General features: G+C 69.4%; 24 protein-coding genes and 2 pseudogenes. 13 read left to right on the top strand and 13 right to left on the bottom strand.

Annotated features, from left to right (window positions below; all coding sequences use genetic code 11):
* Positions 1–386: 386 nt before the first annotated feature.
* Both FOH10_RS34025 and FOH10_RS34020 read right to left on the bottom strand, forming a co-directional pair.
* Positions 387–620, bottom strand: coding sequence for a hypothetical protein (locus FOH10_RS34025; RefSeq protein ID WP_143983692.1), 234 nt, complete (start codon positions 618–620; stop codon positions 387–389).
* Positions 620–1,024: a hypothetical protein gene (locus FOH10_RS34020; protein WP_143983691.1), complete on the bottom strand. Its 405-nt coding sequence runs from the start codon at positions 1,022–1,024 to the stop codon at positions 620–622. Before FOH10_RS34020 ends, FOH10_RS34025 begins: the two co-directional genes overlap by 1 nt.
* Before the next feature lie 217 nt (positions 1,025–1,241).
* Between FOH10_RS34020 and FOH10_RS34015 the strand changes: the two genes are divergently transcribed.
* The gene (locus FOH10_RS34015; protein ID WP_143983690.1) at positions 1,242–3,875 is read left to right on the top strand and encodes a tetratricopeptide repeat protein; all 2,634 of its coding nucleotides are present in this window, start codon (positions 1,242–1,244) and stop codon (positions 3,873–3,875) included.
* 39 nt (positions 3,876–3,914) lie between these two features.
* On the opposite strand, the gene uraH is transcribed toward FOH10_RS34015, so the two are convergent.
* Together uraH and uraD are read right to left on the bottom strand one after the other, a co-directional pair.
* Complete coding sequence (uraH, locus tag FOH10_RS35330) at positions 3,915–4,262, bottom strand: hydroxyisourate hydrolase (RefSeq protein WP_221938078.1); 348 nt, start codon at positions 4,260–4,262, stop codon at positions 3,915–3,917.
* Positions 4,260–4,748, bottom strand: a pseudogene (gene uraD, locus FOH10_RS35325) (2-oxo-4-hydroxy-4-carboxy-5-ureidoimidazoline decarboxylase); the annotation flags it as partial. The gene uraH and the pseudogene uraD, both read right to left, overlap by 3 nt.
* Before the next feature lie 79 nt (positions 4,749–4,827).
* Here uraD and FOH10_RS34005 point away from each other — a divergent pair.
* Both FOH10_RS34005 and FOH10_RS34000 read left to right on the top strand, forming a co-directional pair.
* The gene (locus tag FOH10_RS34005) at positions 4,828–5,517 is read left to right on the top strand and encodes a nucleotidyltransferase family protein (RefSeq protein WP_143983688.1); all 690 of its coding nucleotides are present in this window, start codon (positions 4,828–4,830) and stop codon (positions 5,515–5,517) included.
* The gene (locus FOH10_RS34000) at positions 5,514–6,569 is read left to right on the top strand and encodes an XdhC family protein (RefSeq protein WP_425326122.1); all 1,056 of its coding nucleotides are present in this window, start codon (positions 5,514–5,516) and stop codon (positions 6,567–6,569) included. The genes FOH10_RS34005 and FOH10_RS34000 overlap by 4 nt, the downstream gene beginning before the upstream one ends.
* On the opposite strand, the gene FOH10_RS33995 is transcribed toward FOH10_RS34000, so the two are convergent.
* The 7 genes from FOH10_RS33995 to FOH10_RS33965 all read right to left on the bottom strand — a co-directional run bounded on the left by FOH10_RS33995 (position 6,562) and on the right by FOH10_RS33965 (position 13,132).
* Positions 6,562–7,662, bottom strand: a complete 1,101-nt coding sequence (locus FOH10_RS33995) for an ABC transporter substrate-binding protein (RefSeq protein WP_425326121.1) — start codon at positions 7,660–7,662, stop codon at positions 6,562–6,564. The genes FOH10_RS34000 and FOH10_RS33995 overlap by 8 nt on opposite strands.
* A gap of 66 nt (positions 7,663–7,728) precedes the next feature.
* Complete coding sequence (locus FOH10_RS33990; protein ID WP_143983687.1) at positions 7,729–8,580, bottom strand: ABC transporter permease; 852 nt, start codon at positions 8,578–8,580, stop codon at positions 7,729–7,731.
* Positions 8,577–9,338: an ABC transporter permease gene (locus FOH10_RS33985; RefSeq protein WP_143983686.1), complete on the bottom strand. Its 762-nt coding sequence runs from the start codon at positions 9,336–9,338 to the stop codon at positions 8,577–8,579. The genes FOH10_RS33990 and FOH10_RS33985 overlap by 4 nt, the downstream gene beginning before the upstream one ends.
* The gene (locus tag FOH10_RS33980; protein WP_143983685.1) at positions 9,335–10,141 is read right to left on the bottom strand and encodes an ABC transporter ATP-binding protein; all 807 of its coding nucleotides are present in this window, start codon (positions 10,139–10,141) and stop codon (positions 9,335–9,337) included. The genes FOH10_RS33985 and FOH10_RS33980 overlap by 4 nt, the downstream gene beginning before the upstream one ends.
* Positions 10,142–10,220: 79 nt before the next feature.
* Positions 10,221–10,625, bottom strand: coding sequence for a hypothetical protein (locus tag FOH10_RS33975; RefSeq protein WP_143983684.1), 405 nt, complete (start codon positions 10,623–10,625; stop codon positions 10,221–10,223).
* A gap of 310 nt (positions 10,626–10,935) precedes the next feature.
* Complete coding sequence (locus FOH10_RS33970) at positions 10,936–11,877, bottom strand: hexose kinase (protein WP_244961488.1); 942 nt, start codon at positions 11,875–11,877, stop codon at positions 10,936–10,938.
* Between the two features lie 88 nt (positions 11,878–11,965).
* Positions 11,966–13,132, bottom strand: a complete 1,167-nt coding sequence (locus FOH10_RS33965) for an N-acetylglucosamine-6-phosphate deacetylase (protein ID WP_244961487.1) — start codon at positions 13,130–13,132, stop codon at positions 11,966–11,968.
* 464 nt (positions 13,133–13,596) lie between these two features.
* On the opposite strand from FOH10_RS33965, the gene FOH10_RS33960 reads away from it, so the two are divergent.
* On the top strand, positions 13,597–14,037 hold the full coding sequence (locus FOH10_RS33960) for a DUF4254 domain-containing protein (RefSeq protein ID WP_143983683.1): 441 nt from the start codon (positions 13,597–13,599) through the stop codon (positions 14,035–14,037).
* 291 nt (positions 14,038–14,328) lie between these two features.
* Here the strand turns inward: FOH10_RS33960 and FOH10_RS33955 are convergent, their stop codons facing one another.
* Positions 14,329–15,894, bottom strand: coding sequence for an ATP-dependent DNA ligase (locus FOH10_RS33955; protein ID WP_143983682.1), 1,566 nt, complete (start codon positions 15,892–15,894; stop codon positions 14,329–14,331).
* Between the two features lie 93 nt (positions 15,895–15,987).
* Here FOH10_RS33955 and ramB point away from each other — a divergent pair, with 93 nt between their 5' ends.
* The 9 genes and pseudogenes from ramB (at position 15,988) to FOH10_RS33910 (ending at position 24,355) form a co-directional block, all read left to right on the top strand.
* The gene (ramB, locus tag FOH10_RS33950; RefSeq protein WP_143983681.1) at positions 15,988–17,397 is read left to right on the top strand and encodes an acetate metabolism transcriptional regulator RamB; all 1,410 of its coding nucleotides are present in this window, start codon (positions 15,988–15,990) and stop codon (positions 17,395–17,397) included.
* A 219-nt stretch (positions 17,398–17,616) separates the two neighbouring features.
* A complete protein-coding gene (urtA, locus tag FOH10_RS33945) occupies positions 17,617–18,897 on the top strand; it encodes an urea ABC transporter substrate-binding protein (protein ID WP_143983680.1) in 1,281 nt (426 codons plus the stop codon).
* 75 nt (positions 18,898–18,972) lie between these two features.
* Positions 18,973–19,857, top strand: coding sequence for an urea ABC transporter permease subunit UrtB (gene urtB / locus FOH10_RS33940; protein ID WP_143983679.1), 885 nt, complete (start codon positions 18,973–18,975; stop codon positions 19,855–19,857).
* Complete coding sequence (gene urtC / locus FOH10_RS33935) at positions 19,854–21,044, top strand: urea ABC transporter permease subunit UrtC (RefSeq protein WP_143983678.1); 1,191 nt, start codon at positions 19,854–19,856, stop codon at positions 21,042–21,044. Before urtB ends, urtC begins: the two co-directional genes overlap by 4 nt.
* Positions 21,041–21,862 (top strand): urea ABC transporter ATP-binding protein UrtD, encoded by an 822-nt coding sequence (gene urtD / locus FOH10_RS33930; protein ID WP_143983677.1) that lies wholly within the window; start codon positions 21,041–21,043, stop codon positions 21,860–21,862. Before urtC ends, urtD begins: the two co-directional genes overlap by 4 nt.
* Positions 21,862–22,554 carry an urea ABC transporter ATP-binding subunit UrtE gene (urtE, locus tag FOH10_RS33925; RefSeq protein ID WP_143983676.1) on the top strand — a complete coding sequence of 231 codons (693 nt, stop codon included), beginning with the start codon at positions 21,862–21,864 and terminating at the stop codon, positions 22,552–22,554. Before urtD ends, urtE begins: the two co-directional genes overlap by 1 nt.
* Positions 22,555–22,567: 13 nt before the next feature.
* Positions 22,568–22,855 (top strand): annotated as a pseudogene (locus FOH10_RS33920) (GntR family transcriptional regulator); the annotation flags it as partial.
* A 531-nt stretch (positions 22,856–23,386) separates the two neighbouring features.
* Positions 23,387–23,761, top strand: a complete 375-nt coding sequence (locus tag FOH10_RS33915) for an FCD domain-containing protein (RefSeq protein WP_143984487.1) — start codon at positions 23,387–23,389, stop codon at positions 23,759–23,761.
* Between the two features lie 54 nt (positions 23,762–23,815).
* Positions 23,816–24,355: a carboxymuconolactone decarboxylase family protein gene (locus FOH10_RS33910; protein WP_143983675.1), complete on the top strand. Its 540-nt coding sequence runs from the start codon at positions 23,816–23,818 to the stop codon at positions 24,353–24,355.
* 123 nt (positions 24,356–24,478) lie between these two features.
* On the opposite strand, the gene FOH10_RS33905 is transcribed toward FOH10_RS33910, so the two are convergent.
* A complete protein-coding gene (locus FOH10_RS33905) occupies positions 24,479–25,345 on the bottom strand; it encodes an alpha/beta fold hydrolase (protein WP_143983674.1) in 867 nt (288 codons plus the stop codon).
* Positions 25,346–25,363: the final 18 nt, after the last annotated feature.

Raw genomic sequence — 25,363 nt, 5'->3', positions numbered from 1 at the left:
CCCCCTGAAGAGTTCGAACTCTCGCGGTGTCCGAACTCTGCTGGAGCGGCAATTTGCAGGCTTGCAAGTCCTGCGGTGGTTACTTCCACACGATGGCACAGGAAAAAATTGCCGTCTACCTGTTGCTAATGCGAATCTCAGCTAGCTTCCGATCATAGTTTGCTAACTCTGCGAAATTTGCGTGCGAATTGCCGCACCCCATCCTACTTGCCGGTAGCCCTGACATGCGGTTTTGCATAACGCCCGTACTGTTTCGGTGATTCGGGCCACCGACACCCAACACGCCCGACCGCGGGTTCATGTGAGCACGTTCACACCGAAAACCGCGGCGGACGGGTGTGGGGGCAGCCACTTTCCCGGCCTGTCCCGCTGACACGCGCCGAGCCTCAACCCGGCGGGACCGCGCCGGTCGTCGCCGGACAGAACGGATAGCAGTCGGCCGTCACCGGCGGGCTGCCCGAGGTGTCGGGGAGCGGTCCGGTACCGGCGGCACCGCAGTTGCCGACGACCACCAGCAGTACCAGGACCGCGAAGCCCACCACCGCGACGAACAATCCGGTGAACCAGGCCGCGTTGGTGCGCGGCAGCGGGAACAGCATCGGCCCGAATCCCAGCAGCATCACCGGCTGACCTCCTCGCGCGCGCGGCCGTGGCGGCAGATCCGATCGGGTGCCGTCGCGGCGCGCCCACCGGGGCAGGCCGCACCGGGCCGCAGGGGTTTCGGTTCGCCGTCGCCGACGCGCAAGGCCAGCAGGCACATCACATCGGTGACGGTGAGGCCCAGCATTCCGGCGTGCAGCGCCGCTATCTCGGCGTCGAATTCGCCGCCGGGGCGCAGCAGACCCATGAGGATCATCTCGGCCAGCACCACACCGGCGATGGCCTGTTCCCGGGTCAGCCGCCGCGAGGTCGGCAGGTAGGACAGCACCCACCGGCCGCGCTGCGGTTCCGGCACGTCGACCCGGAAGGCGACCTCGTGTGCCACATCGCTGGTGATCAGCCAATCCGAAGCGGTAATCGCCATCGACCCATCCCTTCTCGCTCGACCCGTCCCGCTCGGGGTCCGGATCCGGTGATGGCTCAATGGTCGCGAGCGGGAACCGCATGGTGAATCTCAGCGATCGGCCGGATTTCTTGGCGGTGGACAGGCCCTTGACCAGGTGAAATTTCAGCGGTACCAAGGAAATATTCACAATGGTCGACCGCACTTCTCGTACGGCGGCCGCTCGGGGAGGCACACCGTGTCACGAAACGGTGATTCCGACGACTACGGGGCGGAAACACGAAAGCGCCTGCGCGGCATTCTACTCGGTACCGGCCTGGCCGAACACCAGGTGGTGGAACCGCTCGCGGCGGAATTGCAGCGCAACGGCTGCCGCCCGCGCAAGGCGTGGCGGCTGGCCAACGGGTACACCCTGGAAGCCGCCGCGCGCGAATACAACCGGAGCACCGGGGACGACCGGGCGGCGATGACCGCCGCCCGCATCTCGGAATTCGAGTCCTGGCCCAGGAGCCGCGGGAACGGGCGCGAACGGCCGCGACCCACGGTGGCCACCCTGAAGGTGCTGGCCACCGTCTACCGGACCAGCTGGGAGCAGCTGGTGGATGTGGCGGATCTGGCGAAGATGCCGGGGCGTGACATCACCGGCTACCGGGATGCGGTGGCCCGGCGCTGCACCGCGCCGCCGGTCCTGGACGACCACGGATTGCCCACGGACATAGTGCCTTTCATCGGCCGTCACGATCAGCGCGCGGAACTGCACCGACGGGTGCGCGAGCACGCGGGCGGGCGCGGACCGGGGGTGCACGTGGTGAGCGGCCTGGCCGGGGTGGGCAAGACGGCCCTGGCCCGCTACCTGATCGAGGAGTATCGGGATCGCTACCCGGACGGCTGGATCTGGGAGGATCTGCGCGGACACTCCGACGGCCGCACCCCCCGCACACCGGCGGGCGTACTCGAACAGCTGCTGCTGCGGCTCGGGGTCCCGCCCGAAACCATCGAGAACGAAGCGGCCCGCCGCGCCGAACGCTGGCGGGCCGAGATGCGCGGCCGCCGCATGCTCATCGTCTTCGACAATGCGTTGGACAGCAAGCAGGTTCGCGATCTGCTGCCGCACGCCCCCGGCAGCTTCGTACTGATCACCAGTCGCCACAAGCTGACCGGACTGTCGGGTGCGGCCCCGCTGCAACTGGATGCCATGGGCACCGCCGAGGCCGAGGAACTGCTGGTGCGGCTCAGCCATCTGCCGCCCGGCTACGACGTGGGGGCGGTGCGCCGCATTCTGGAGACGGCCGGGCGGCTGCCCCTGGCGATCCGCCTGGTCGCCGGGCAGATCGCCCATCACGGACCGGAGATGCTCGCCGCCGCCGACCGGGACTTCCAGCGGTTGACCGACCGGGTGCAGCACGCGCCGATCGGGACGCCGTCGGAGGAATCACCGGCCGCGCCCATCCTGGACTTCTTCGCCGCCGAGGGCGAATCCCTCGCCGCCGCATTCGAATTGTCCTACCAGCGACTGTGGGAGCCGGAACTGCGCCGCGCGGTCCGGCTGCTCGGGCTGTTCCCCGGTTCGGAGATCACCGCGGAGACGCTGGCGCCCATGGCGGATATGCCGCCGCTGGCCGCGAACGCGTTGATACGCCGCATCTTCGAGGTCGGGCTGTTGGATCCGGCGGTGAACGGCCCCTCCGGGCAGCGGTACCGGATCCACGACGTGACCCGGCTGTTCGCGCGCAAGCAGGCCGATCAGGAGGATCTGCCGAGTGAGCGCGCCGCCGCCATCGGGCGACTGGTGCGGTACTGCCTGACCATTGCACGGCGGGTGGGCGCGCCCCGCCCCTTCGACCTGGCGGGCAGCTTCCCGAATGTGCCGGGCCCCGGCCCCTCCGATGCGGTCGACCGGGCCCGGGAGTGGCTGACCGGGGAGAAGGAGGTGCTGCTCGGCTGCATCCGGGTGGCCGGTCCGACGGCGGAGGCCGGGGAGCTGGCGCGCCTGCTGGCCTCGCATCTGTCCGGGCTCGGGCACTGGTCGGACGCGCGGTGGCTGTTCGTGCGGGCGCTGGATGTGGCCCGCGGCGACAGGGACGCCACGGCGGAATGCGATGTGCTCTACGGGCTGGGCACGGTGCACCGGCTGGCCTGTGACTACGAGACGGCCTCCAAGTGTTTCCAGGAGGCGCACGCCATCGCCGCCCGCATCGACGACCCGCTGCGCATGGCATCGGGGCTGTGGGGCTATGCCGAGGTGACCAGGCATATCGGGGATTACGACCGGGCGCGGCACGCCTACGCGGACGCGCTCGGCATCGCGCGGCAGTTGCAGAACCTCGAGTTCGAGGGCGATTCGCTGCGTGGGCTCGGGCATATCGAACGCATGGGCGGCGATCCGGCGGCGGCGCGGCACTACTACGAGGCGGCCCTGGACATCGCCGCGCAGATCGACGACGACTACAGCCGGGGCTGGACGCTGTGGGGACTGGGCAATGTGATTCGCATGGCGGGCGATTTCACCACCGCCCGTGCGCATTTCGAGCAGTCGCACGAGATCGGCGGCGAACTGGACGATGCCCTGCTGGTGGCGGACGCCCTGCGCGGGCTGGGGCATACCGAGCGCGATCTCGGGGATCTCGATGCGGCACAGGGCTTCTACTCGGATTCCCTGGATGTGGCGCGGCGCAGCGGCGATCCGCACGGTGAGGCCGACGCCTGGCGGGCCCTGGGCGGGATCGCGGCCGGCGCCGGTCGGCGGCATCGTCCCCGCGCCTGCGAATTCCTGCGCAGATCCCTGGCGCTGTACGAGAGCATGGGGGTGAAGGCGCTGGCCGAGCAGGTGCGGGCGGATATGCGCCGACTCGACTGCGACAGCCACGCCTAGCCGCGTCGCCGATGCGCCACCGCGCGGTCGCCCGCCGCCTCAGCTGCCCCGGTAGGTCGAATAGGCGAAGGGCGAGAGCAGGATCGGCACGTGGTAGTGGCGTTCCTCGGCAATGGTGAAGGTGATGGTCACCTCCGGGTAGAAGCTGTCCACCGCCTGGGCGGCGAAGTATTCGCCGGTCTCGAACCGCAGCCGGTAGGTGCCCGCGCCGAGCGTGCCGCCGAGTCCTGTGATCCGGCCGTCGGCGTCGGTGGTGTCGGCGGCCGATTCGGCTCCGGCGGCGTCGAACAGGGTCACCCGCACCCCGGTGGCGGGGCGGCCGCGCACCGCGTCCAGCACATGGGTGCTCAGCGTCGCCGCGGCGGCGTTCCGCCGGCCGGTGTCCACCAGGTGGCGCAGACGGAGGCGATTGATCTCGGCGAGTTGTTCGCGCACGATGCGGCGTTCGGTCGGCGGGTCGTTGGCCAGGCGCTCGGTGAGGATGTTCAGCAGTTCCTCGGGGGTGCGGCCACTGGCGCGCACCAGGTAGACGTGCCCGAACCTGTCCTCGTAGGCGCGGTTGCCCGCGACGATGGCGGCGCGGACGCGGTCGTCGGCCCCGGCCATGCCCGCCTGTTCGCGGGCCGAGGCGGCGTTGTCGGGGCGGTCACCGATGCGGGGGTGCCCGGCGAGGGCCCGGTCGATCTCGTCCTCCGGCAGTTCCGCCAGCGCGGCGTCGGCGGCGCGCAGCAGCTCGTCGAGGGTGGCGAACGGCCTGCCCTCCGCCACCCGCGCGGCCCATCGGGGCGACGCGCACACCGTCAGCAACAGTTCCGTGGCCGCTGTCTCGTCGAGTGCGGCGAATTCCTCGAGGCCGATCGCGTTCTCCGTCATCGCCCTCCAGCATCGGCCACGCGCCGCCCGGTCGCCAGTCGGGCGGCGGCCGCGCCCGTCGCACGTTACCGTCGGCGGCATGAATCGCGGACGCTGCGACGGGATCCTGCTGGCAGCCGGTGCCGGTACCCGCTACGGCATGCCGAAAGTGCTGGCCGAGGACGGTGCGTGGCTGCGCGGCGCGGTCCATGCCCTGCACGCGGGCGGCTGTGAGCGGGTCTACGTCGTCCTCGGCGCGACCGGACCGCCGCACCGCGCCCTAGACGACCCCGATGACTCGTCCCTGCCGCGATGGCAGATCTCGCAAACGCACGGCATCCTCATCCCCGCCGCCGCCCAGCCGGTGTGGGCGAGCGATTGGGCGGCGGGTATGAGCGCCTCACTCCGGGCGGGCCTGGCCGCGGTCGTCGCACATCCGGCCGGCGCGCGGGCGCAGGCCCGGCGAATCGGCGGCCTGCCCGAGTTCGTGGCGATCATGCCGGTGGATACGCCGGATGTCGGGCCGGAGGTGGTGGCTCGGGTGATCGCGGCCGCGCGGGGGGCCGGGAGCGGGTTGGCGCGGGCGGTGTTCGACGGCCGGCCGGGGCATCCCGTGGTGATCGGTCGGGGTCATTGGGCGGGCGTGACTGTGGCGTTGACCGGAAAATCGGGCGCGGCCTCTTATTTACGCGAACGAGCCGATATGGTGTGCGTCACGTGTGGCGATGTGGCGACGGGGTGGGACCACGACTATCCCCGGCACGCACACACGCCGAGTGGGAGCAAATGATGCGGGATATCGTCGACGATCTGTTGCGCGTGTGGCACAGCGGCCACACCGCCGGACTGGCCACCCTGGTGCGCGCGGTGGGATCGACGCCGCTGCCGGTCGGCTCGGCCATGATGGTCGACGCCCAGGGCCGGGCGTTCGGATCGGTGTCGGCGGGCTGCGCCGAGGCCGAGGTGTACCAGGCCGCCGTGGAGGCTGCGCAGACCGGACGCCGGGCCATGCACCGTTTCGGCCCCGCCACCGGCATGGACTGCGGCGGCACCATGGATGTGTTCGCGGAACCGTTCTCGCGCACCCACTTCCCCGAGTTTCCGACGGTGGCCGCCGATATCGCGGCGCAGCGCCAGGTCACCGTGTTCACGGTGGTGTGGCATTCGGACCCGGATGTGATCGGCCAGCATCTGGTGACCGACCGCAAGCACGGCACCGAACTGGTCTCCCTGCCCGATTCCGATGTGTTCGTCTCCTCCTTCACCCGGCCGCCGCGCCTGATCCTGGTGGGGGCCAACGCTTTCGCAGCCGCCCTGGCGACGCAGGCGCGCCTCGTGGGCTATCGCGTGACGCTCTGCGACGCCCGCCCCACCTTCGCCAGCCCCGAGGCGTATCCGCAGTGCGAGGTGGTCGTCGACTGGCCGCACCGCTATCTCAACGCCCAATCCGCGGCGGGCGAGATCGACGGCAGCACAGCGATAGTCGTGCTCTCCCACGATGCCAAGTTCGAGATCCCACTGCTCACCGTGGCACTGCGACTACCCGAACTCGGCTACCTGGCCGCCGTGGGTTCCCGCCAGGTCCACGCGCGCCGACTGGAGGCGCTCCAGGCCGGCGGCTTCGACGCCGCCACGCTGTCCCGCCTGCACGCCCCCGCGGGCCTGGACCTGGGCGGCCGCACCGCGCCCGAAGCCGCCCTCGCCATCACCGCCGAACTCCTCGCCGCGCGCAACGGAACGTCCGCGGCTCCCCTGTCCGTCCGCACCGGCCCGATCCATTCCGCCACCGCCGCCGAGGCGCGCGCCGGGGCACGCGGACCCGAGAGCCATTCCCTCACTTGAGGTCCGGCTGCTCCGCATAGACCTCCGCCAGCACCGACATGTCGAACAGGCGATCCGCCTCGATATCGATACCGGATTTGCCCAGCGCGGCGATATTCCGCTCGATCAGGTCGTCGGTCATGGTGAACAGCCCGTTGGCCGCGGTGTCGGCGGACACCACCAGATCGTTCTGGGCGATGGCCTCCTCGGTCTGCTCCGCCAGGTCGAGTTGCAGGTCCTTGCCGTAGACCTCGACGGCGAGCCGGGCTCCTTCCGCCGGGTCGGCGACGGCGTCGCGCCAACCCTTGATCTCGGCGGCGAGGAACGCCTTCAGCTTCTCGCGCTCGTTGTCGATGGTTTCCTGAGTCACGGTGAGCGTTTCGGCGACCAGCGGCAATCCGAAGTCGGCGAACAGGAAGTTGGTGTTGGCGAAACCCTTGGCCGCCAGAATGATCGGCTCATTGGTCACATAGCTGACCCAGCCGTCCACCTCGCCGTTGGCCAGCGGCGTCGGATCGAACTGCGCGGGCACGATGGTCACGTCGTCGGGGCGCATTCCGTTGGCCGTCAGCAGCGCGGCGAAGATGAGCTGGTTGGTGTCCTGCACGCCGATCCGGCGGCCCCTCATGTCCTGCGGTGATGCGATGGGGCTGCCCGCCGCGCTCACGATGCAGAACGGGTTCTTCTGATACGTCGCGCCGACGATTTTGGCGGGTAGACCCTCCAGCACGGCGGGCGCGGTGGTCTGCGGCGCGGACATGCCGAGCCAGATCTTGCCGGTGCCCAATCCCGCCTCCACGGAGGTGCTGGCCGCGCCACCGGCCACCAGATTCACCGAGCCGAATCCCGCCTCCCGGAAATACCCTTTCGAGTCGGCGAAGTATTCACCGGCGAATTCGATGTTCTTGATCCAGGACAGCTGAATGGCGACGGTGCCGTATTTCGATCCATCGGGTGTGGTCCCGTTGGCGGGTCCGGCGGCGTCGTCACCGCAGGCGGCGAGCAGCCCCGCACCGCCCAGCGCGGCACCGGTGAGGGCGCTGTACCGCAGAAACGAGCGGCGATTCAGCATGGGCAGTGCGGTGGCCGGAACCGGCCGGGTCACGCGAGTCATACGCGAAATGTAGGGGCCTTCGATTTCCGATTTTTTGCTGTCGCGGCACGGAATGTGTGCGCCGCGTTAACTCGTGTATCGATCGCCTCCGGCGTCCGGAGCGAAACGGGCCAGCACGAGGTTCTCCAGCACGCCGACCACCGCGTAGACGAAGACGGATACCAGCGTCACCACCACGATGGAGGCCCACAGCCGGTTGTACTGGAAGGTGGGTATGGCGCGAATCAGGCTGGCGCCCAGCCCGGTCCCGCTCCCCAGCCATTCGCCGAGCAGCGCACCGATGAGCGCACCCGGCACCGCCACCCGGGCGGCCGCGAAGACCGAGGGCAGCGCCGCCGGTATCGCCACCGTGCGCAGGGCCGTCCAGCGGGAACCGCCGTACGCCTCGACCAGCTCCATGGCCTGGCGCGGCGCGGAACGCAACCCGGTCATCATCATGACCAGCGCCGGGAAGAAGACGACGATGGCGGCCAGTACGGTCACCCCCAGCAGTCCGCGCCCGAAGACCAGCACGATGATCGGTGTGAGAGCCACCAGCGGGACCGACCGCAGCAGCATGGCCACCGGCAGGAACGCCTGCGCCGCCGCGGGCACGGTGACGAACAGCGCCGCCACCACCAGTGCCGAGCCGAGCCCGGCGAGGAACCCGATTCCCGCGTCCCGCAGCGTGATACGCAGATCCGCGAGAATGGCGTCGCGGGCGCTCGGCGCGGTCGGCCCGCTCACCAGATAGGTCCACACCTCGGTCGGCGACTTGCCCACCAGCCCGACCTGCGGGAACAGCGCCAGGAAGGCGTACCACAGCGCTACCAGCAGGATCAGCGAGACCACCAGGGGCGCAAGGAATCCCACCACCTGCCGCAGGGCGGCGCGGGTGCGGGGCGCGTCCGCGCGCGCCCGCGCCGGCACGGTGCTCATCGCGCCTCCGCCCGTGTCCACGGCACGGCGAAGCGTGCGACCAGCGCCACCACCGCGTATCCCACGCCCGCCAGTGCGGCGGCGGCGATGGCCATACCCCAGGTGCGCGGCACGTTGTAGGCGTTCTGCGCGGCGGTCAGCGCGACGCCGATGCCGCTGTCCACCCCGCCCAGGTACTCCCCGATGATGGCCCCCAGCACGGCCGACGGCGCGGCGATCCGCAGGGCCGCGAAGGTGTTCGGCAGGGCGGCGACCAGGCGTACCCGGCGCAGCTGCTGCCAGCGGCCACCGCCGTAGGCGCGCACCAGGTCCAGGCTGGCGCCGTCGGCGGAGCGCAGCCCGGCGACGGTGCCGACCATGGTGGTGAAGAAGCAGTACATGGCGGCCAGGAAGACGGTCGGGGTGCGCCCGCCGAAGACCACCAGGATGATCGGGCCGAGCGCCAGCAGCGGGGTGCAGTAGCTCAGGATGGCCAGCTGGGTGGCGAGCATTTCGATGGGCGGGACGAGAATGACGAGCACGGCCAGGATGATCGCCAGCACATTGCCCCACAGGAAGCCCTGTAGCGCTCCCCAGGCGGTGATGCGGAAATTGGGTCCGTAGAGCGCCCAGCCGTCGGTGTACATGGTGTGCGCCACCTGCCACGGGCTGGGAATGGTGCCGCCCGCCACACCCGCTGCGGCGGCCAACCACCAGATGCCCACCAGCGCGGCGATTCCCGTGACGCCGCCGAGTTTCTTCGCTGTGCCCCAGTTCATTCCGCCACCCCGCCGTGCCCGCTGCCGCCGAACAGCAATTCCGACAGGTAATCACACAGTTTGTGGAATTCGGGGCTGCGCATCATCTCGGGTGTGCGCGGACGCGGCAGGTCGATGTCGACGACCTCCACCACGCGTCCCGGGCGCGGGCTCATGACCGCCACCTGGTCGGAGAGGAAGACGGCCTCGCCGATGCCGTGGGTGACCATCAGCGTGGTGGCGGGCTGCTCGGTCCAGATACGCAGCAGTTCGAGGTTGAGGCGCTGGCGGGTCATATCGTCGAGCGCGCCGAAGGGCTCGTCGAGCAGCAGCACGGTGGGTTTCACGACGAGGGCGCGGGCGATCGAAACCCGTTGCCGCATACCGCCGGACAGCTGCGCCGGTTTGGCCTTCTCGAATCCTCGGAGGCCGACCAGTTCGATGAGGTCGGTGATGAGGTGCGGGTCCGGGGGGATACCCGCGACCTGGAGCGGCAGTTCGATATTGGCCGCCACGCTGCGCCAGGGCAGCAGTGCCGCGTCCTGGAACGCGATCCCCAGTTCGTGGCGGCTGCGCAGTTCGACCGGGGTGAGCCCGTTGATCCGGGCGGTGCCCGCGCTGGGCTCGTCGAGTCCCGCGAGTATGCGCAGGATGGTCGACTTGCCGCAGCCGGAGGGGCCGAGCAGGGACAGGAACGCGCCCCGGCCGGTATGCAGGTCGACCGTGTCGAGGGCGTGCACGGTGCGTCGCCCGGCCCGGAAGCTCTTGCTCAGTCCACCGATATGGATTCCGGTCCCCACGGTCGTGCTGTCTGCCGAACTCATGCGCCAACGGTAGGAGGCCGGGGTTGCGCCGATATTGCGTAGCGCGCGGCTACATTGCGCGAGCGTTACGGGTGCGGATTCACCACGTCGGCTCGAACCAGTCGCGGGCCTCGCGACGGAAGAGCAGCATGATCACGGCGAGTGAGGCGACGATGCCGAGCGGGCCGGGCGGGCGGCCGTCGGTGATGGACGGAACCGTCCACAGCATATTGAGCACCGCCAGCAGGATCGCGGCGATGCGCACCGACTGGCCCTCGGAGTTGAAGGTGAGGCCCACCAGCCCCAGCAGGAATCCGGGTACGAACGGCAGCGCGGTCGTCACCGCCGCCTTGGTGCCGAGCAGCCATCCGGAGGCGGCCGTGCACACCATGCCGACCGCCGCGAATCCCAGCACGATCACCTGCGCGGCCCGCACCGAGCGCGGCATCCGGTACTCGTATTCGGTCGCCGCCGTGGGCTCCGGCGGAAACCAGTGCTCGGACATCGACTCCTCCCCTGCCGCAGGTGACCTGCCATGCCGGGAAACCGCGAGCCGAACCGCCCGCCCGGCACGGCGACTCCGAGCGCCAGACTAACCCGCCGACCGGCCGGTTCCCCGGCACCGCGCCGGAGCCGAACAGGTCACCCTCCAGGCAAGGGTGGCGAGGGGAACCGAGGCGCGTCCGACCACCGCGAGCGCCGAATCCGGCACACCCGACAAGGCAACGCAAGCTACGACGGAACACCAGCGCAGACAGCGGCCCACCCGACAAGGCAACGCGGGCCGGGGATGGGACGCCGGGGTGGGCGGGTGGTCAGGGGGCGCGGACCGCTGCCAGTTCGGTGACCCGGACCGTGGGCGTGAGCCGGTCGCGCAGCGCGCGGTCGATCTCCCCGGCGACCGGGATGACGACGGCGGCGGCCGAGGTGGCCACCGCATCGGTGAGCAGGGCGGGCCAGTCGGGTTCGCGGGAGCGGGCCAGCCCCGCGATGACGGCGGCCGCGGCGGCGTCGCCCGCACCGGTGGGGTTGCCCGCGAGCGGTTCGGGCAATGCCGCCGACCAGGCCCGGCCCGGGGTGACCGCGACCATGCCCGCACCGCCGCACGTGACGATCACCGCGCCGACACCCCGCGCGACCAGCGGATCGACGGCGGCCATGATCTCGGCGGGCGTGGTCGCCGGCATCCCCGTGAGCCGTTCCAGCTCTTCGGTGTTCGGCATGAGGACGACGCCGGGCACCCCGGCCGCGAGTTCCAGTGCGGGCCCGTCCACATCACAGACCACGGGTACGCCCGCGTCGGTGGCCAGCCGGGCCAGCTCCGCGGGAACGCTCACATCCACCCCGCCGGGCAGCGATCCCGCGATCACCACGCCGCTGCTGTCGGAGAGCAGCCCGCTCACCCGCACCCGCAGCTGTTCCACGGCGTGCGCGTCGGAGATGCGGGCCCCGGGCTCCCACAGCGCGGTGGCGGTGCCGTCATCGGATTCGCTGATCACCACCGTGCGCCGCACCCAGGGCAGCGCGTGCACGAAATCCACCGGCATCTCCAGTTCGGCCGCCGCCGCGAAGGAGTGGTCGGAGAATCCGGTGGCCCGTGCGTAACGGCCGAGCTGGTTGAGCACCCGGGTGACATTGATACCGCGGCCCCCGATGCGCTGATCGACCGATCGCACCCGATGGGCCCGGCCACGATCGAAACGCTCGACCCGATAGGTCATGTCGTAGGCCGGGTTCATGGTCACGGTGAGGATCACCCTGATTACTCTGCCTGTCTCGCGGGCCGATGCAAGCCCTTGCTTCGAATAGGGGCCGCGGCAGCGCGTGCGCCCCGGTCGGCGCGGATCACGACAGCCAGCGGCCCCGTCGCAGCACCCGCCGCAGTCCCAGTTCGTCGTCCACCACGAGAACGTCCGCGTACCGGCCGGGACACAGATCGCCGACCTCGGTCAGCCCCAGCGCGATCGCCGGAGTGAGGCTCGCCGCCCGCACCGCCTCGGCCAGCGATACCCCGCATTCCCGCACCGCCCAGGAGACGCCCTGGAGCAGATGCGAGGTGCCGCCCGCGATGGCGCCGTCCTCGGTCCGCGCCACGCCGCCGCCGACCTCCATCTCGCGCGCACCGAGCCGGTAGCGCCCGTCGGGCATTCCGGCGGCCCGCATGGCATCGGTGACCAGCGCGATCTGATCCTCCGCGACGGCGAAGACCATGGTGCCGAATCCGGCGTCCACATGGACTCCGTCGCCGATCAACTCCACGACGATCTGCCCGCGAGAGGCGGCGGTGAGCGCGGCGGCGCCCGCACCGGACGCGCGATGGTGGATCGGCGGCATGCCATTGCCCACATGGGTAACCGAGGTGGCGAACCCATTGGGGCGCAGGGCCTTCGAGAAGGCGTCGAAGTCGGCTTCGCTGTGCCCGAGGGCCACCACCGCGCCGCGGTCGGCGAGCATCCGGGCCACCGTGTCGAACCCGGGCAGTTCGGGGGCGAGTGTCATGACGCGCAGATGTCCGCCCGCGGCGTCGAGCAGCCGGGAGGTGAGTCGCGGATCGGGTGCGAGCAGGTGGCGCCGGTCGTGTGCGCCGCAGCGGGTGTCCGCCAGGAACGGCCCTTCGACGTGGATGCCGCCGATCATGCCGACGGCGGCGAGTTCGCGCAGCATGGCGACCTGCTCCACCATCTCGTCGGCGGGCGCGGAGACGATGCTCGCGAGAATCGTGGTGGTGCCCAGCGCGTGGTGGTACTCGGCGGCCGCCGTCGCCTCCTCGGCGTCGAGGGTGTCGAATCCGTGCCCTCCCCCGCCGTGGTTGTGCATATCCACCAGGCCGGGCAGCAGCGTGCCGACCGGCAGCGGCGTGGGCGAGTAGGGCCGCTGCGCCTTCCAATCGGTGAAGGAGCGCACGGCGGTGATGCGTTCTCCGGAGACCGTCACCACGCCGTCCTCGAACGGATATCCGGCGGAGACGACCCGGCCCCGCAGGTGCAACTCGAGATGTAGTTCGGCACTCACTGCGACGCCCCGTACTTCTTCGTATTCATGACATTCCCCCGTATTCGGCGAACGATGCGGTCCCCGACAGACCCGCATATGCGCCGAGAGACCCGATGCGCGCGTGGGGCGAATTCGCCGCCCCGCACGATCGGCTCCGGGCACACCGGATGAACCATACCGAGCAGTCCATCGGCGGGTGTGCCCACCACATCCGATACCGCCGCACCGGCACGCGGACCTCGGTCGAACCGGGCGCGCGCACCCGATGCCGACCCCTCCCGTGCATCCACCGTCTCCTCATCCCCTCCCACCGTATGCGCACAGCCACATCCGCACGCGCCCTTGGGAATACAACACCTCGGCGGTGACAAAGACCACCGGCGCCCCTGGACGAATGATCATGAACGGCGCTGCCGACAATGATCTCAGCCGGGGCGAATTTCGTTGCCAATCGGAGATATTCACGTAGCAGGATGGCCGCCGTGCACCCGCTCCCAACCAAGAACCTGCTGCTGCGGGCCTGCCGCGGCCTGCCTCCCGACGACCACCCGGTGCTGCGGTACGCCGGCCTACTCGCGGATCTGCACGAGCGCCGCCTAGCCGCCCGCCCCGGCGCGACCTCCGCCATCGACCACCACCGCGCCCGCCTCGTGCACGATATCGACCGCTGGGTCGCCACCGCGTCGCCGAAGGCCGAGAGAGACGCTCGCCTGCACACCGAGACCGTCGGGACGGTCGTCGACCGCCTGGCCCAGTTCTCGGCGCTGGCCTATCTCACCCTGACCACCTGCCCCGACGAGGCCGTCCACGACGCCTCCACCCGCCTCACCGAACTCGCCACCGCCTACGAGGACCTCGCCCAGGACATCGCCGCGGGCCGCCGCCGCCTGCCCAACCTCCTGGTCGACAGCGGCTACGAGTAGCCCGGCCGAGCCGGCGGGCACCCAGCCGCGCACGCCATCGGCGGCGCCCGCGAGGGGGTGGGCGCCGCCGACCGTGCGGCGGATGGGTCGAGGCATGGGCGACCCATCCGGTCGGCGGGCCGTGCGCGCGGCCCGGGTGAGCGCGCTGGGTAGGCAGCGCATGGGAGGCGCCCACCCGTCATCCCGCAACGCCCTGATGACCGGCCCGCCGACAAACCCCACCTTGCCCCGCCAACCTGGCCCTAGCCCCAAGATCCCCTGTGAGTCCGCTGTGCACCGCGCGGCACCCCCTCAGGTGGGGCGGGTGCCCGGTAGTAGGGCGCGCACGGTGTCGATGGTGTCGGCTTGGGCGGGTTCCTTGTCGGGGCGGTAGCGGACCACGCGGGCGAAGCGCAGGGCCACGCCGCCGGTGTAGCGGGTGCTGGCCTGGACGCCGTCGATGGCGATCTCCACGACCAGTTCGGGGCGGAGGTAGACCGTGGTGCTGTCGCGGTCGCGTTCGTGACGCGGGAATTCGGCGGTCTGCCAGTGCAGCAGAGCATCGGTGAGGCCCTTGAAGGTCTTGCCGACCATGACGGGCTCGCCGCCGTCCGGGTCGCGGGCGCCGAGGTGCAGGTTGGACAGGTATCCGGTGCGGCGGCCGTAACCCCATTCCGCGCCGAGGACGACGAGGTCCAGCGTGTGCGTGGGTTTGATCTTCTGCCAGGCGCGTCCGCGCCGCCCGGCGGCGTACACCGAATCCAGGGATTTGATCATGATCCCCTCGTGTCCGGCGGCCAGCGCACCGTCGAAGTACTCGGCGGCCGCCTCCGCATCCGGGGTGATGAGCGCCGGAATGCTGTGTCCGGGGGCCACTTTCGTCAATGCGGCGCGCCGGTCCCGCAGCGGTGCGTCGAGCAGGTCGACCCCGTCCAGGTGCAGGCAGTCGAAGAAGTACGGGTGCAGCAGCAGATCGCGGGTCGAGTTCGCCTGCGCCAAGCCGGGATCGCTCGCCACCAGCGCCGGATCGGAGGCGAAGCGGCTCATGGTCTCCTGGAACGGACGGGGCCGCCCGGCATCGTTCAGCGCCAGCGTCTCGCCGTCGAGCACCACGCTGGTGCAGTCCAATTCCCGCACCAGCCCGACCAATTCGGGCACCCCGGCGGTGATGTCACGCAGCGTGCGGGTGAACACCCACACCCGCTCACCGTCGCGGTGCACCTGGATCCGCGCCCCGTCCATCTTGTGCTCGACGCTCACCTCACCCGCGAACTCCGCCATGGCCGCGTCCAGCGCGGAGCCGGGCGAGGCCAGCATGGGTTGCAGCGGCCGCCCCACCTCCAGCCGGAAGGCCGCGAGCGCCGCCGCCCCGCCGGTCGCGGCCGCCACCGCCGTCACCGGTAGCCGTCCGGACAGCATGTGCGCCCGCCGCACCGCCGCCACCGGGACCTCGAAGGCCGCCGCCACCGCCTCGGCGACCACCGCCGTCAGCGCCCCCTGCCGCAATTCCCCCGTGAGCAGCCGCAGCAGGAAATCCCTTTCCTCGACGGTCGCCGCCGACAGCAGCTCCACCAGCAGTTCCCGCCGCCGCACCACCGATCCGGCCCCGGAGGTGGCGGCGAGTTCGCTCAGCACGCGATCCACCCCGCCGACCGTGAGGGTCGGCTCCGGCGCCGGGTCCACCGCGACGGCGGTCAGCGTGCGCCAGCCGGCCCCCACCCGCCCCTGCCGTAGATCACCCGAAACCCACGCCACCACCTGCGCCAATTCATCCACCGTCACCCGCTGGAGCAGCGCCGCGAGCGTGGCGATCTTGGACTTGCGCGAGGTGGTCGCGCGCACCGACGCCGACGCCCGCACCACTTCCGACAACAGCACGGATTCGACGGTAACCCGGGGGTGTGACAGATTGCTCAACAGTTCTGTGAAATTCCCATTGGCAGCCCTGCTAACCCGGCCTAACCTGGACATATGGCCAAGACTTACGTCGGGGCGCGCCTACGGCAGCTGCGCACCGAACGGGGGCTGAGCCAGGTCTCTCTCGCCAAGAAGCTGGAGATCTCGGCGAGCTACCTGAACCAGATCGAACACGATGTGCGTCCGCTCACCGTACCGGTGCTGCTGCGCATCAGCGAGGTGTTCGGCGTCGACGCCAGCTTCTTCTCCTCCCAGGACGACACCCGGCTCATCGCCGAACTCCAGGAAGTCGTGATGGACCAGGAACTCGGCATCGAGGCGGACGCCGCCGAGATCGCCGACATGGTGTCCGCGCACCCGACGCTGGCGCGGGCCATGGTGAATATGCACCGCCGCTACCGCAATACGACCGCGCAGCTGGCCGCCGCCACCGAGGACCGCTTCGCCGACGGCAGCGGCTCCGGAGCCATCTCCCGCCCGCACGAGGAGGTGCGCGACTTCTTCTATCAGCGGCAGAACTACATTCACGAATTGGACACCGCCGCAGAGGAACTCGCCACCCGCATGCGCTTCCACGGCGGCGATCTCAAGCGCGAGATCGCCCGCCGCCTCACCACCGCGCACGGTGTGCAGATCGTGGAGCGCATCGACCTCGGCGAAGGCGTGCTGCACCGCTACGACGAGGAGAACCGGCGCCTGGAGATCGCGCCGCACCTGTCCGGCGGCCAGCGGGTCTTCAAGCTCGCCGCCGAACTCGCCTACCTGGAATGCGGCGAACTCATCGAAAAACTGGTCGAGGAAGGCAATTTCACCAACGACGAGACCCGCGTGCTGGCGAAGCTCGGACTGGCCAACTACTTCGCCGCCGCCACCGTGCTGCCCTACACGCATTTCCACGAGGTGGCCGAGGACTTCCGCTACGACATCGAGCGCCTGTCGGCCTTCTTCACGCAGAGCTACGAAACCATCTGCCATCGCCTGTCCACCCTGCAACGCCCCAAACTGCGCGGCGTCCCGTTCTCCTTCGTGCGTGTGGATCGCGCGGGCAATATGTCGAAACGACAGTCCGCCACCGGTTTTCACTTCTCGTCGAGCGGCGGCACCTGCCCGCTGTGGAATGTGTACGAGACCTTCGCCTACCCGGGCCGCATCATGACGCAGATCGCCCAGATGCCCGACGGTCGCAAATATCTCTGGATCGCCCGCACGGTGGAGCGCCGCGCCACCCGCTACGGCGAGCCGAGCAAGACCTTCGCCATCGGACTGGGTTGCGAACTGCGCCATGCCACGCGGGTGGTGTACGCGGACGGCCTCGATCTGCACGACCCCAAGGCCACCCCGATCGGCGCGGGCTGCCGGGTCTGCGAACGCACCAACTGCCCGCAGCGCGCCTTCCCGCCGCTGGGCAAATCGCTCGACATCAGCGAGCACCGCAGTTCCATTTCTCCGTACGTGATTCTCTGACCAGGTAGGACCCGTTTTCTCACCGCGTGATCCGGCTGCGGTGAGGAAGAATTCACCCGTACGCAACCTGGGAAATCGGACAGACATCGAGAGACATTCGGGCGCAACACTTCCCGTTTACCGTTCACGCCACGAATACAGCCGCTGTATACGCGGGGTGTATTCGTCGCGGCATGTCAGTTTGCCGCGGTACACCGTGAAGTGAGAAGGGTCCGCCCCATGCAAGATTCTCGAGACCTCGGCCGAGATACGTCCCGGCGCCTGCGCAAGGCGATCGCCGTTCCGACCGCGGTGGCGCTGTCCGCGCTGCTGCTGGCCGGATGCGGCTCCCGGGACACCGATACGGCCTCGGGCTCCAATGCCACGTCCTGCGTAGACACCAGCGCCCCCACCATCAAGGTCGGGTCACTGCACTCGCTGACCGGCACCATGGCCATCAGCGAGGTCACCGTCGCCAACTCCACCAAGATGGCGGTCGACGAGATCAATGCCGCGGGCGGTGTGCTCGGCAAGCAGATCGAGCTGGTGCTCGAGGACGGCGCCTCGGACCCCAAGACCTTCGCGGAGAAGGCCGAGAAGCTGATCAGCTCCGACTGTGTGGCCGCGGTCTTCGGCGGCTGGACCTCGGCCAGCCGCAAGGCCATGAAGCCCAAGTTCGAATCGCTGAATTCGCTGCTCTACTACCCGGTTCAGTACGAGGGCCTGGAGGACAGCAAGAACATCTTCTACACCGGCGCGACCACCAACCAGCAGATCCTCCCGGCGCTGGACTACCTGAAGCAGCAGGGCATCACCTCCCTCTACCTGGTGGGCTCCGACTACGTCTTCCCGCAGACCGCCAACCGCGAGATCAAGGCGTGGGCCGAGGCCAACGGCATGGAGATCAAGGGTGAGGATTACGCGCCGCTGGGCTCCACCGACTTCTCCACCATCGTCAACAAGGTCCGCAGCGCGGGCGCGGGCGCGGTGTTCAACACCCTCAACGGTGATTCCAATGTCGCGTTCTTCCGCGAGTACGCCAATGCGGGCCTGAACGCTCAGACCATGCCGGTGGTCTCGGTCTCCATCGCGGAGGAGGAGGTGGCGGGCATCGGCGTGCAGAACATCGTCGGCCAGCTGACCTCGTGGAACTACTACCAGACGCTGGACACCCCGGCGAACAAGAAGTTCGTCGACGCCTACAAGGCCGCGTTCGGCGCGGACAAGCCCACCTCCGACCCCATGGAGGCCGCCTACACCTCGGTCTACCTGTGGAAGAACACCGTCGAGAAGGCGAATTCCTTCGCGGTGGCCGATATCCAGGCCGCGGCCGACGGCGTGAGCTTCGACGCCCCCGAGGGCACGGTCGTGATCGACGGCGACAACCACCACATCACCAAGACCGCGCGCATCGGTGAGATCCGGGCCGACGGCCTCATCTACACGGTGTGGGACTCGGGCCAGCCGATCGTGCCGGACCCCTACCTGAAGTCCTACGACTGGGCCAAGGGCCTGAAGTAACCGACAGCCTTCGATGAGGGGCGGCCGGGCGTGGAATTCCGCGCCCGGCCGTAGAGGCGAAATCGAGGTATCGCAATGGATGTAGCTGTCGCACAGCTGTTCACGGGATTGAGCCTGGGCTCGATTCTGCTACTCGCCGCGCTCGGGCTGTCCCTGACCTTCGGTCAGATGGGCGTCATCAATATGGCGCACGGTGAATTCATCATGGCCGGTTGCTATACGACATTCGTCGTGCAACAGGCCATCTCCGCGACCGGCGTAGCGTTGATCGTCTCGCTGATCGTCGGATTCATCGTCGGCGGCCTGCTCGGCGCGGCCCTGGAGGCGGGCCTGATCCGCTTCATGTACGACCGCCCGCTGGACACCCTGCTGGTCACCTTCGGTGTCGGCTTGGTGCTACAGCAGTTGGCGCGCAATATCTTCGGCGCACCCGCCAAGAACGTGGTCGCACCCGAATGGCTGACCGGCGGGATCGCCATCGCCGGGACGGTGGTACCCAAGACCCGCATCTTCATCATGGTGCTGGCGGTGACCGCGGTGATCGCGCTCGCCGTCGCGCTCAAGGCCACCCCGCTCGGCCGACGCATCCGAGCCGTGGTCCAGAACCGCAGTCTCGCCGAGACTTCGGGCATCTCCAGTCGATTCACCGACCTGTCCACCTTCTTCATCGGCTCCGGCCTCGCCGCCGTCGCCGGAGTGGCGCTCACCCTGATCGGCTCCACCAGCCCGACCATCGGGCAGAGCTATCTGGTGGACGCCTTCCTGGTGGTGGTGATCGGCGGCCTCGGGCAGATCAAGGGCACGGTCATCGCGGCCTTCGGCATGGGTCTGCTCAATTCGTTCATCGAATACTCCACCACCGCCTCGGTGGCGAAGGTGATCGTCTTCATCGTCATCGTGGTGTTCCTGCAGGTGCGCCCGCAGGGCCTGTTCACCGTCCGCACCAGGAGTCTCGCATGAGCATCATCGGACGTTTCGGCGCGAATTCTTCCGTCAAACCACTGGCGGGCTTCGCCATCGCCGCCATTCTGCTGTTCGGCGTGGCACCGGTGGCGCTCAGCGATTTCCGGTTGAGCCTGCTGGCGAAGTTCCTGTGCTTCGCCATCGTCGCGGTCGGCATCGGCCTGGCCTGGGGGCGGGGCGGCATGCTCACCCTCGGGCAGGGCGTGTTCTTCGGCATCGGCGCGTACATCATGGCCATGCACATGCAGATGGCCGATGCCGCCCGCTCGGGTGAGGATGTGCCGGAATTCATGGTGATCGCGGGTATCCCCGAATTGCCTTCGTACTGGCAGCCTTTCGCCTCGGCTCCGGTCGCGATCCTGAGCATTCTGGTGCTGCCCGCACTGCTGGCGGCGGCTCTCGGTTTCGGTGTGTTCAAGCGCCGGGTGAAGGGCGCCTACTTCGCCATCCTGAGCCAGGCGCTGGCCGCCGCGCTGGCCATTCTGCTCACCGGGCAGCAGACCATCGGCGGCTTCACCGGACTCAGCGACTTCCGCTCCTTCTTCGGTTTCCGGCTCGACGATCCGGTGAACCGGCGGATGCTGTTCTTCATCGCGGCCGGTGCGCTGCTCGCGGTGGTGGCCATCGCGCGCCAACTCATGCACAGCCGGTACGGCGAACTGCTGGTGGCGGTGCGCGATCAAGAGGAGCGGGTGCGCTTCCTCGGCTACGACCCGGCCAATATCAAGATTGTCGCGTATGTGGTGGCGGCCTTCTTCGCGGGTATCGCGGGGGCGCTGTTCACGCCCATCGTCGGCATCATCTCCCCCGCCGATATCGGGGTGGTGCCCTCCATCGCCTTCCTCATCGGCGTCGCCATCGGCGGGCGCACCACGCTGCTCGGTCCGGTGCTGGGCGCCATCGGCGTGGCGTGGGCGCAGACCACGTTCTCCGAGCAGTTCCCCTCCGGCTGGACGTATCTGCAGGGTGTGCTGTTCATCGTGGTGGTCGGCTTCCTGCCCGCCGGTCTGGCCGGATTCGGGCCGCTGGCGAAGCAACTCGCGCAACGGGTGCGGCCCACGTCCCGGGCGACCGGCGACGCGGCGGCTCCGGACGCCGTCGTCGACCCCGTCACCCCCACCGACGCTTCGGTCACGGGCGACCCCGAATCTCCGGCGGAGGAAGAGAAGGTGCAGGCACGATGACCACCGTCGCGCACGAACCCAAAATCGGCGGTAACGCCGGAATGGACAGCGAATACCTCGAAATCCGGGGACTGTCGGTGAGTTTCGACGGCTTCAAGGCCGTCTCCGATGTGGACCTGACCGTGTTGCAGGGCGATCTGCGCTTTCTCATCGGTCCCAACGGCGCGGGCAAGACCACACTCATCGACGCCATCACCGGACTGGTCCCGGCCACCGGCTCGGCGCAGAAGTCCGGCCGGGAACTCATCGGCCGCAAGGTGCACCAGATCGCCCGGATGGGTGTGGGCCGCACCTTCCAGACCGCGAGCGTCTTCGAACAGCTCACGGTGCTGCAGAACCTGGATATCGCGGCGGGGGCCGGGCGGTCGGCGCTCACCCTGCTGCGACGACGCAAGTCGGTGCTGCCCGCCATCGACGAAGCCTTGGAGACAACGGGTTTGACCGCGTTGCGGGACAAGCCCGCCGGCGTGCTCGCGCACGGACAGAAGCAGTGGCTGGAGATCGGCATGCTGCTGGTGCAGAACGCCTCGGTGCTGCTGCTCGACGAACCCGTCGCCGGCATGAGCGCCGAGGAGCGCGAGGAGACCGGAAACCTGCTGCGCCGCATCGGCGGTGACCGCGTGGTGGTCGTGGTGGAGCACGATATGGACTTCATGCGCTCCTTCGCCACCTCGGTGACGGTGCTGGCCGGGGGCCGGGTGCTCGCCGAGGGCACCGTGGCCGAGGTACAGGACGACCCCAAGGTGCAGGAGGTGTACCTCGGCACCGCCACGGCGGCCGAGCACTCCGCCGCCACCGAGTCCGAGGAGGCACGCTGATGCTCGAACTTGCCGACATCCACACCGGATACGGGCGCACCGAGGTGATCCACGGGGTGTCTCTGACGGTTCCGGACGACGGGGTGGCCGCCATCATGGGCCACAACGGCGCCGGGAAGACCTCGCTGCTGCGCGCCGCCGTGGGCCTACTGCCGACCAAGTCGGGACGGATCACCTTCGACGGCAAGGACATCACCAAGCTGCCGCCCTCCAAGCGGGTGCGCCACGGCATCGCCTACGTGCCGCAGGGGCAGCAGTCGTTCGGGCAGCTCTCCACCATGGAGAACCTCCAGGTGGTGGCGGACGGGCGCAAGCGCGGCAAGGAACTCGTCGCCGAGGCGCTGGACCTGTTCCCGGCACTGCGCGAGCTGCTGACCCGCAAGGCCGGGCTGCTCTCCGGCGGCCAGCGCCAGCAGCTGGCCATCGCCCGCGCGCTCATCACCGAGCCGAAACTGCTCATCCTCGATGAGCCCACCGAGGGCATCCAGCCGTCGGTGGTGGCCGAGATCGAGCGCACCATCCTCGATCTCACCCGACGCGGTGGATTGAGCGTGCTGCTGGTCGAGCAGCACATCGGCTTCGCGCTGCAGGCCGCCCAGCAGTACTACGTACTGCGGTCCGGACGGATCACCTCATCCGGCGCGGGCGGCGCGGGAGCCGAAACCGACGTCCGCACGGCCATGGCCATCTGATCGGACATACGGCATGGCGCGCAGGGGGCGTATTCCGTTGTCCGAGCGGGTGTACCGGTCGCTGCAGGGCGACCTGGCGGCGGGGGTGCTGGTACCCACCGAACGACTCCGCGAGGAACGCCTCGCGGAGATCTACGGGGTATCCCGCACCCCCGTCCGCGAGGCCCTCGCCCGGCTGCTCGCCGACGGCCTGATCGAACGGCTGCCGGACGGGCTCTACCCGTACCGACCCCGCCTCGACGAACTGGCGGACCTGTACGAGCTGCGAATCCTGCTGGAATCGCACGGGATTCACCGGCTCCGCACGAGCGAACCGGTCGACGTCGCGGCGGAGCCGAACCCGGTCGCGACCACCGTCGCCGCCGAGACGGCGGCGCGGCCGACCGCCCCACCGCCGGCCACCGAGACAGTGCGGCCCGCCACCGCAGGCGGGTCAGCGTGGCCCGCGACGGGTGATTCCGTCGCACGGCCCGCGGTCTCGGAATCGGACACCACGCCGCCGTCGCCCGCACCCGACTCCTCGGAACAGGCAGCGGATGCCGTGCCCCGCACGGGCACGGCCCCGGCCGATCCCACGGGCGAGTGGAATGCTGCGGCCGGTGACGCCGGTACGGCGGAGACGCGGCGCACTCGAGCGGTTCACCCGGTGTCCCGCCGGCCGAGCGAAACAGCGGCGCGCGAGCCGACGACGCGCCAGCCGACACCGGACCTCCCGTGCCAGCCGACACCGCGTCTCCCGAGCCAGCTCACGCCGCGTCTCCCGGACCAGCCGACACCGCATCTGCCGAGCCAGGCGCGGGCACGGTCGGCGCGACCGCGCTACGACGCGGCGATGATCGAACGGGAGCTGGAGATCTGGCGGGATCTACGCGAGTATCCGCCGCCACCGGGGGCCGAGCTCATCGCTGCCGACGAGCGCTTCCACTCCCGACTGCTGGCGGCATCCGGCAACACCGCCCTGGCGGACGCGCTGGCGACGGTACACGCGCGGGTGCGGCCGATCCGGGCGCTGGACATCCCCACTCCGGAGCGGATCGCCATCATGACGGCCGAGCACATCGCCATCGCCGAGCAGTTGCTCGCGGGCGATCTCGACCAAGGGCTGTCGGTGCTGGTCACGCACATCACCACCTCGCGCGACCATGTGCTGGCCCGGGCCGAACACGCGCTGCGGCTGACGAAACTGGCCCGTGCACTGCGGGATTGAGCCAAAGGTTACCGAGCGGTAGTCGCTGGCTGGGACAGTTTGTTAGCGTGAGGCATGGTGTCGAATCAGCCGCGTATCGCTCCCGGCCGCATCCGAGAGCTGGGCCCCGTCAACTGGCTCGTCTGGCAGATCATCTCCCGCGCCGCGGGCACCGACGACGCGCACCTGTTCAGCACCCTCGGCCAGGCCAAGGGTCTGTTCCGCGGCTGGCTGCACTACTCCGGGCGGCTCATGCCGGGCGGCTCTCTGCCCCGCTACGACACCGAACTGGTGATCCTGCGCGTCGCCCATCTGCGCGACTGCGAATACGAGACCGACCATCACATCCGGTTGGGCAAGCGCGCGGGCATCACCCAGGAGATCCTCGAGCGCCTGCGCCGCGGCCCCGCCGACGAGGGCTGGAACGCCAAGGAGCGCGCACTGCTCACCGCCGTCGACCAACTCGTCACCACCCGCGATCTCGACGATGCCGCGTGGAAGTCGCTGGCGGAGCACTACTCCGAACCCAAACTCATCGAATTCGTGCTGCTCGTCAACCAGTACGAGGGCCTGGCCAGCACCATCACCGCACTGCGCATCCAGCCCGATCACTGACACGAGCCCTCGGGGAGGGCGAGGTGTTCGCTCACTGCCCGCAGCGCGCTGTCGGCGGCCATGGTCGAGGCAGTTCGAGCGGCCGCCGACGGCGTGCGGCTTTCACCGGATCGACGGCGGGAGTCACCGCCCGGTGAAGAAGGCGTCGGCCGCCTCGAAGGTGGCCTCCGGGGCCTCCAGTTGCGGCCAGTGACCGATCCGGTCCAGGGAGACCACATCCGGGTCCGGCACCACCTCGCGGTAGCGCGCGGCCATGTGCGCACCCGAATTGGGATCGACAGCACCATTGATGAACCGCAGCGGCACAACGGCTTTGGCCAGCGGCTCCACCCAGCGCTCGCGGTACCGCACCCGTTCCAGGGTGAAGCGGCCGACCTTGTGGTTCACCCAGCGACCGTGGTTGTACTCGACGATGTCGAGGAAGTCGCGCATATCGGCGGCGCTGGGCTTGGTATCGGGACCGAACACCTCACGCACCGCCAGTCGCAGTAGCGGCGGTGGTAGCAGCGGGCCGAGGACATCGCCCGCGGGCGACGACAGCACCCGCTGCACCAGGCGGGGACGGTAGACCTCCGGAAAGAGGCCGCCGTTGAGGAAGGCCACCGCGCGAATACGCGGCAGCGCCGGATCGGTGATGCGGCGGGCCAGCATCTCCTGCACCACGCTGACCCCCAGGTCGTGGGCCAGGATCAGCACCTCCTCCACCCCCTGCGCCCGCAGCAGCGCCTCGTGCATGTCGGCGTGCTCGAGCACGCTGTAGTGATGCCGAAGCGGCTTGTCGGAGAAGCCCATTCCCAGCATGTCCGGCGCGAGCACGTCGTAACGCTCGGTGAGCCGGAACCAGATGCGGTGCCAGTCGAAGGAATTGAACGGATAGCCGTGGATCAGCAGCAGGGCCGGGCCTCGGCCGGACCGCCGATAGAACACGCGGTATCCGGAGAACGGGAAGAACTTTCCCGCGGTGAGCCAGTGTTCGAGTTCCGCTCGCACGACCCCTCCAGTCCTGTC

This window comes from Nocardia otitidiscaviarum (genome assembly GCF_007362295.1).
GTDB lineage: Bacteria > Actinomycetota > Actinomycetes > Mycobacteriales > Mycobacteriaceae > Nocardia > Nocardia otitidiscaviarum.
The sequence above is the reverse complement of the archived record's forward strand: the minus strand, read 5'-3'. Positions and strand labels throughout refer to the sequence as shown.

What these genes read in the sequence shown, in the direction of transcription:
- FOH10_RS34025 (WP_143983692.1), bottom strand. Translation starts at nt 620, where the DNA reads ATGCTGCTGGGATTCGGGCCGATGCTGTTCCCGCTGCCGCGCACCAAC.
- FOH10_RS34020 (WP_143983691.1), bottom strand. Translation starts at nt 1,024, where the DNA reads ATGGCGATTACCGCTTCGGATTGGCTGATCACCAGCGATGTGGCACAC.
- FOH10_RS34005 (WP_143983688.1), top strand. Translation starts at nt 4,828, where the DNA reads ATGAATCGCGGACGCTGCGACGGGATCCTGCTGGCAGCCGGTGCCGGT.
- FOH10_RS34000 (WP_425326122.1), top strand. Translation starts at nt 5,514, where the DNA reads ATGATGCGGGATATCGTCGACGATCTGTTGCGCGTGTGGCACAGCGGC.
- FOH10_RS33995 (WP_425326121.1), bottom strand. Translation starts at nt 7,662, where the DNA reads ATGACTCGCGTGACCCGGCCGGTTCCGGCCACCGCACTGCCCATGCTG.
- FOH10_RS33990 (WP_143983687.1), bottom strand. Translation starts at nt 8,580, where the DNA reads ATGAGCACCGTGCCGGCGCGGGCGCGCGCGGACGCGCCCCGCACCCGC.
- FOH10_RS33985 (WP_143983686.1), bottom strand. Translation starts at nt 9,338, where the DNA reads ATGAACTGGGGCACAGCGAAGAAACTCGGCGGCGTCACGGGAATCGCC.
- FOH10_RS33980 (WP_143983685.1), bottom strand. Translation starts at nt 10,141, where the DNA reads ATGAGTTCGGCAGACAGCACGACCGTGGGGACCGGAATCCATATCGGT.
- FOH10_RS33975 (WP_143983684.1), bottom strand. Translation starts at nt 10,625, where the DNA reads ATGTCCGAGCACTGGTTTCCGCCGGAGCCCACGGCGGCGACCGAATAC.
- ramB (WP_143983681.1), top strand. Translation starts at nt 15,988, where the DNA reads ATGGCCAAGACTTACGTCGGGGCGCGCCTACGGCAGCTGCGCACCGAA.
- urtA (WP_143983680.1), top strand. Translation starts at nt 17,617, where the DNA reads ATGCAAGATTCTCGAGACCTCGGCCGAGATACGTCCCGGCGCCTGCGC.
- urtB (WP_143983679.1), top strand. Translation starts at nt 18,973, where the DNA reads ATGGATGTAGCTGTCGCACAGCTGTTCACGGGATTGAGCCTGGGCTCG.
- urtC (WP_143983678.1), top strand. Translation starts at nt 19,854, where the DNA reads ATGAGCATCATCGGACGTTTCGGCGCGAATTCTTCCGTCAAACCACTG.
- urtD (WP_143983677.1), top strand. Translation starts at nt 21,041, where the DNA reads ATGACCACCGTCGCGCACGAACCCAAAATCGGCGGTAACGCCGGAATG.
- urtE (WP_143983676.1), top strand. Translation starts at nt 21,862, where the DNA reads ATGCTCGAACTTGCCGACATCCACACCGGATACGGGCGCACCGAGGTG.
- FOH10_RS33915 (WP_143984487.1), top strand. Translation starts at nt 23,387, where the DNA reads ATGATCGAACGGGAGCTGGAGATCTGGCGGGATCTACGCGAGTATCCG.
- FOH10_RS33910 (WP_143983675.1), top strand. Translation starts at nt 23,816, where the DNA reads ATGGTGTCGAATCAGCCGCGTATCGCTCCCGGCCGCATCCGAGAGCTG.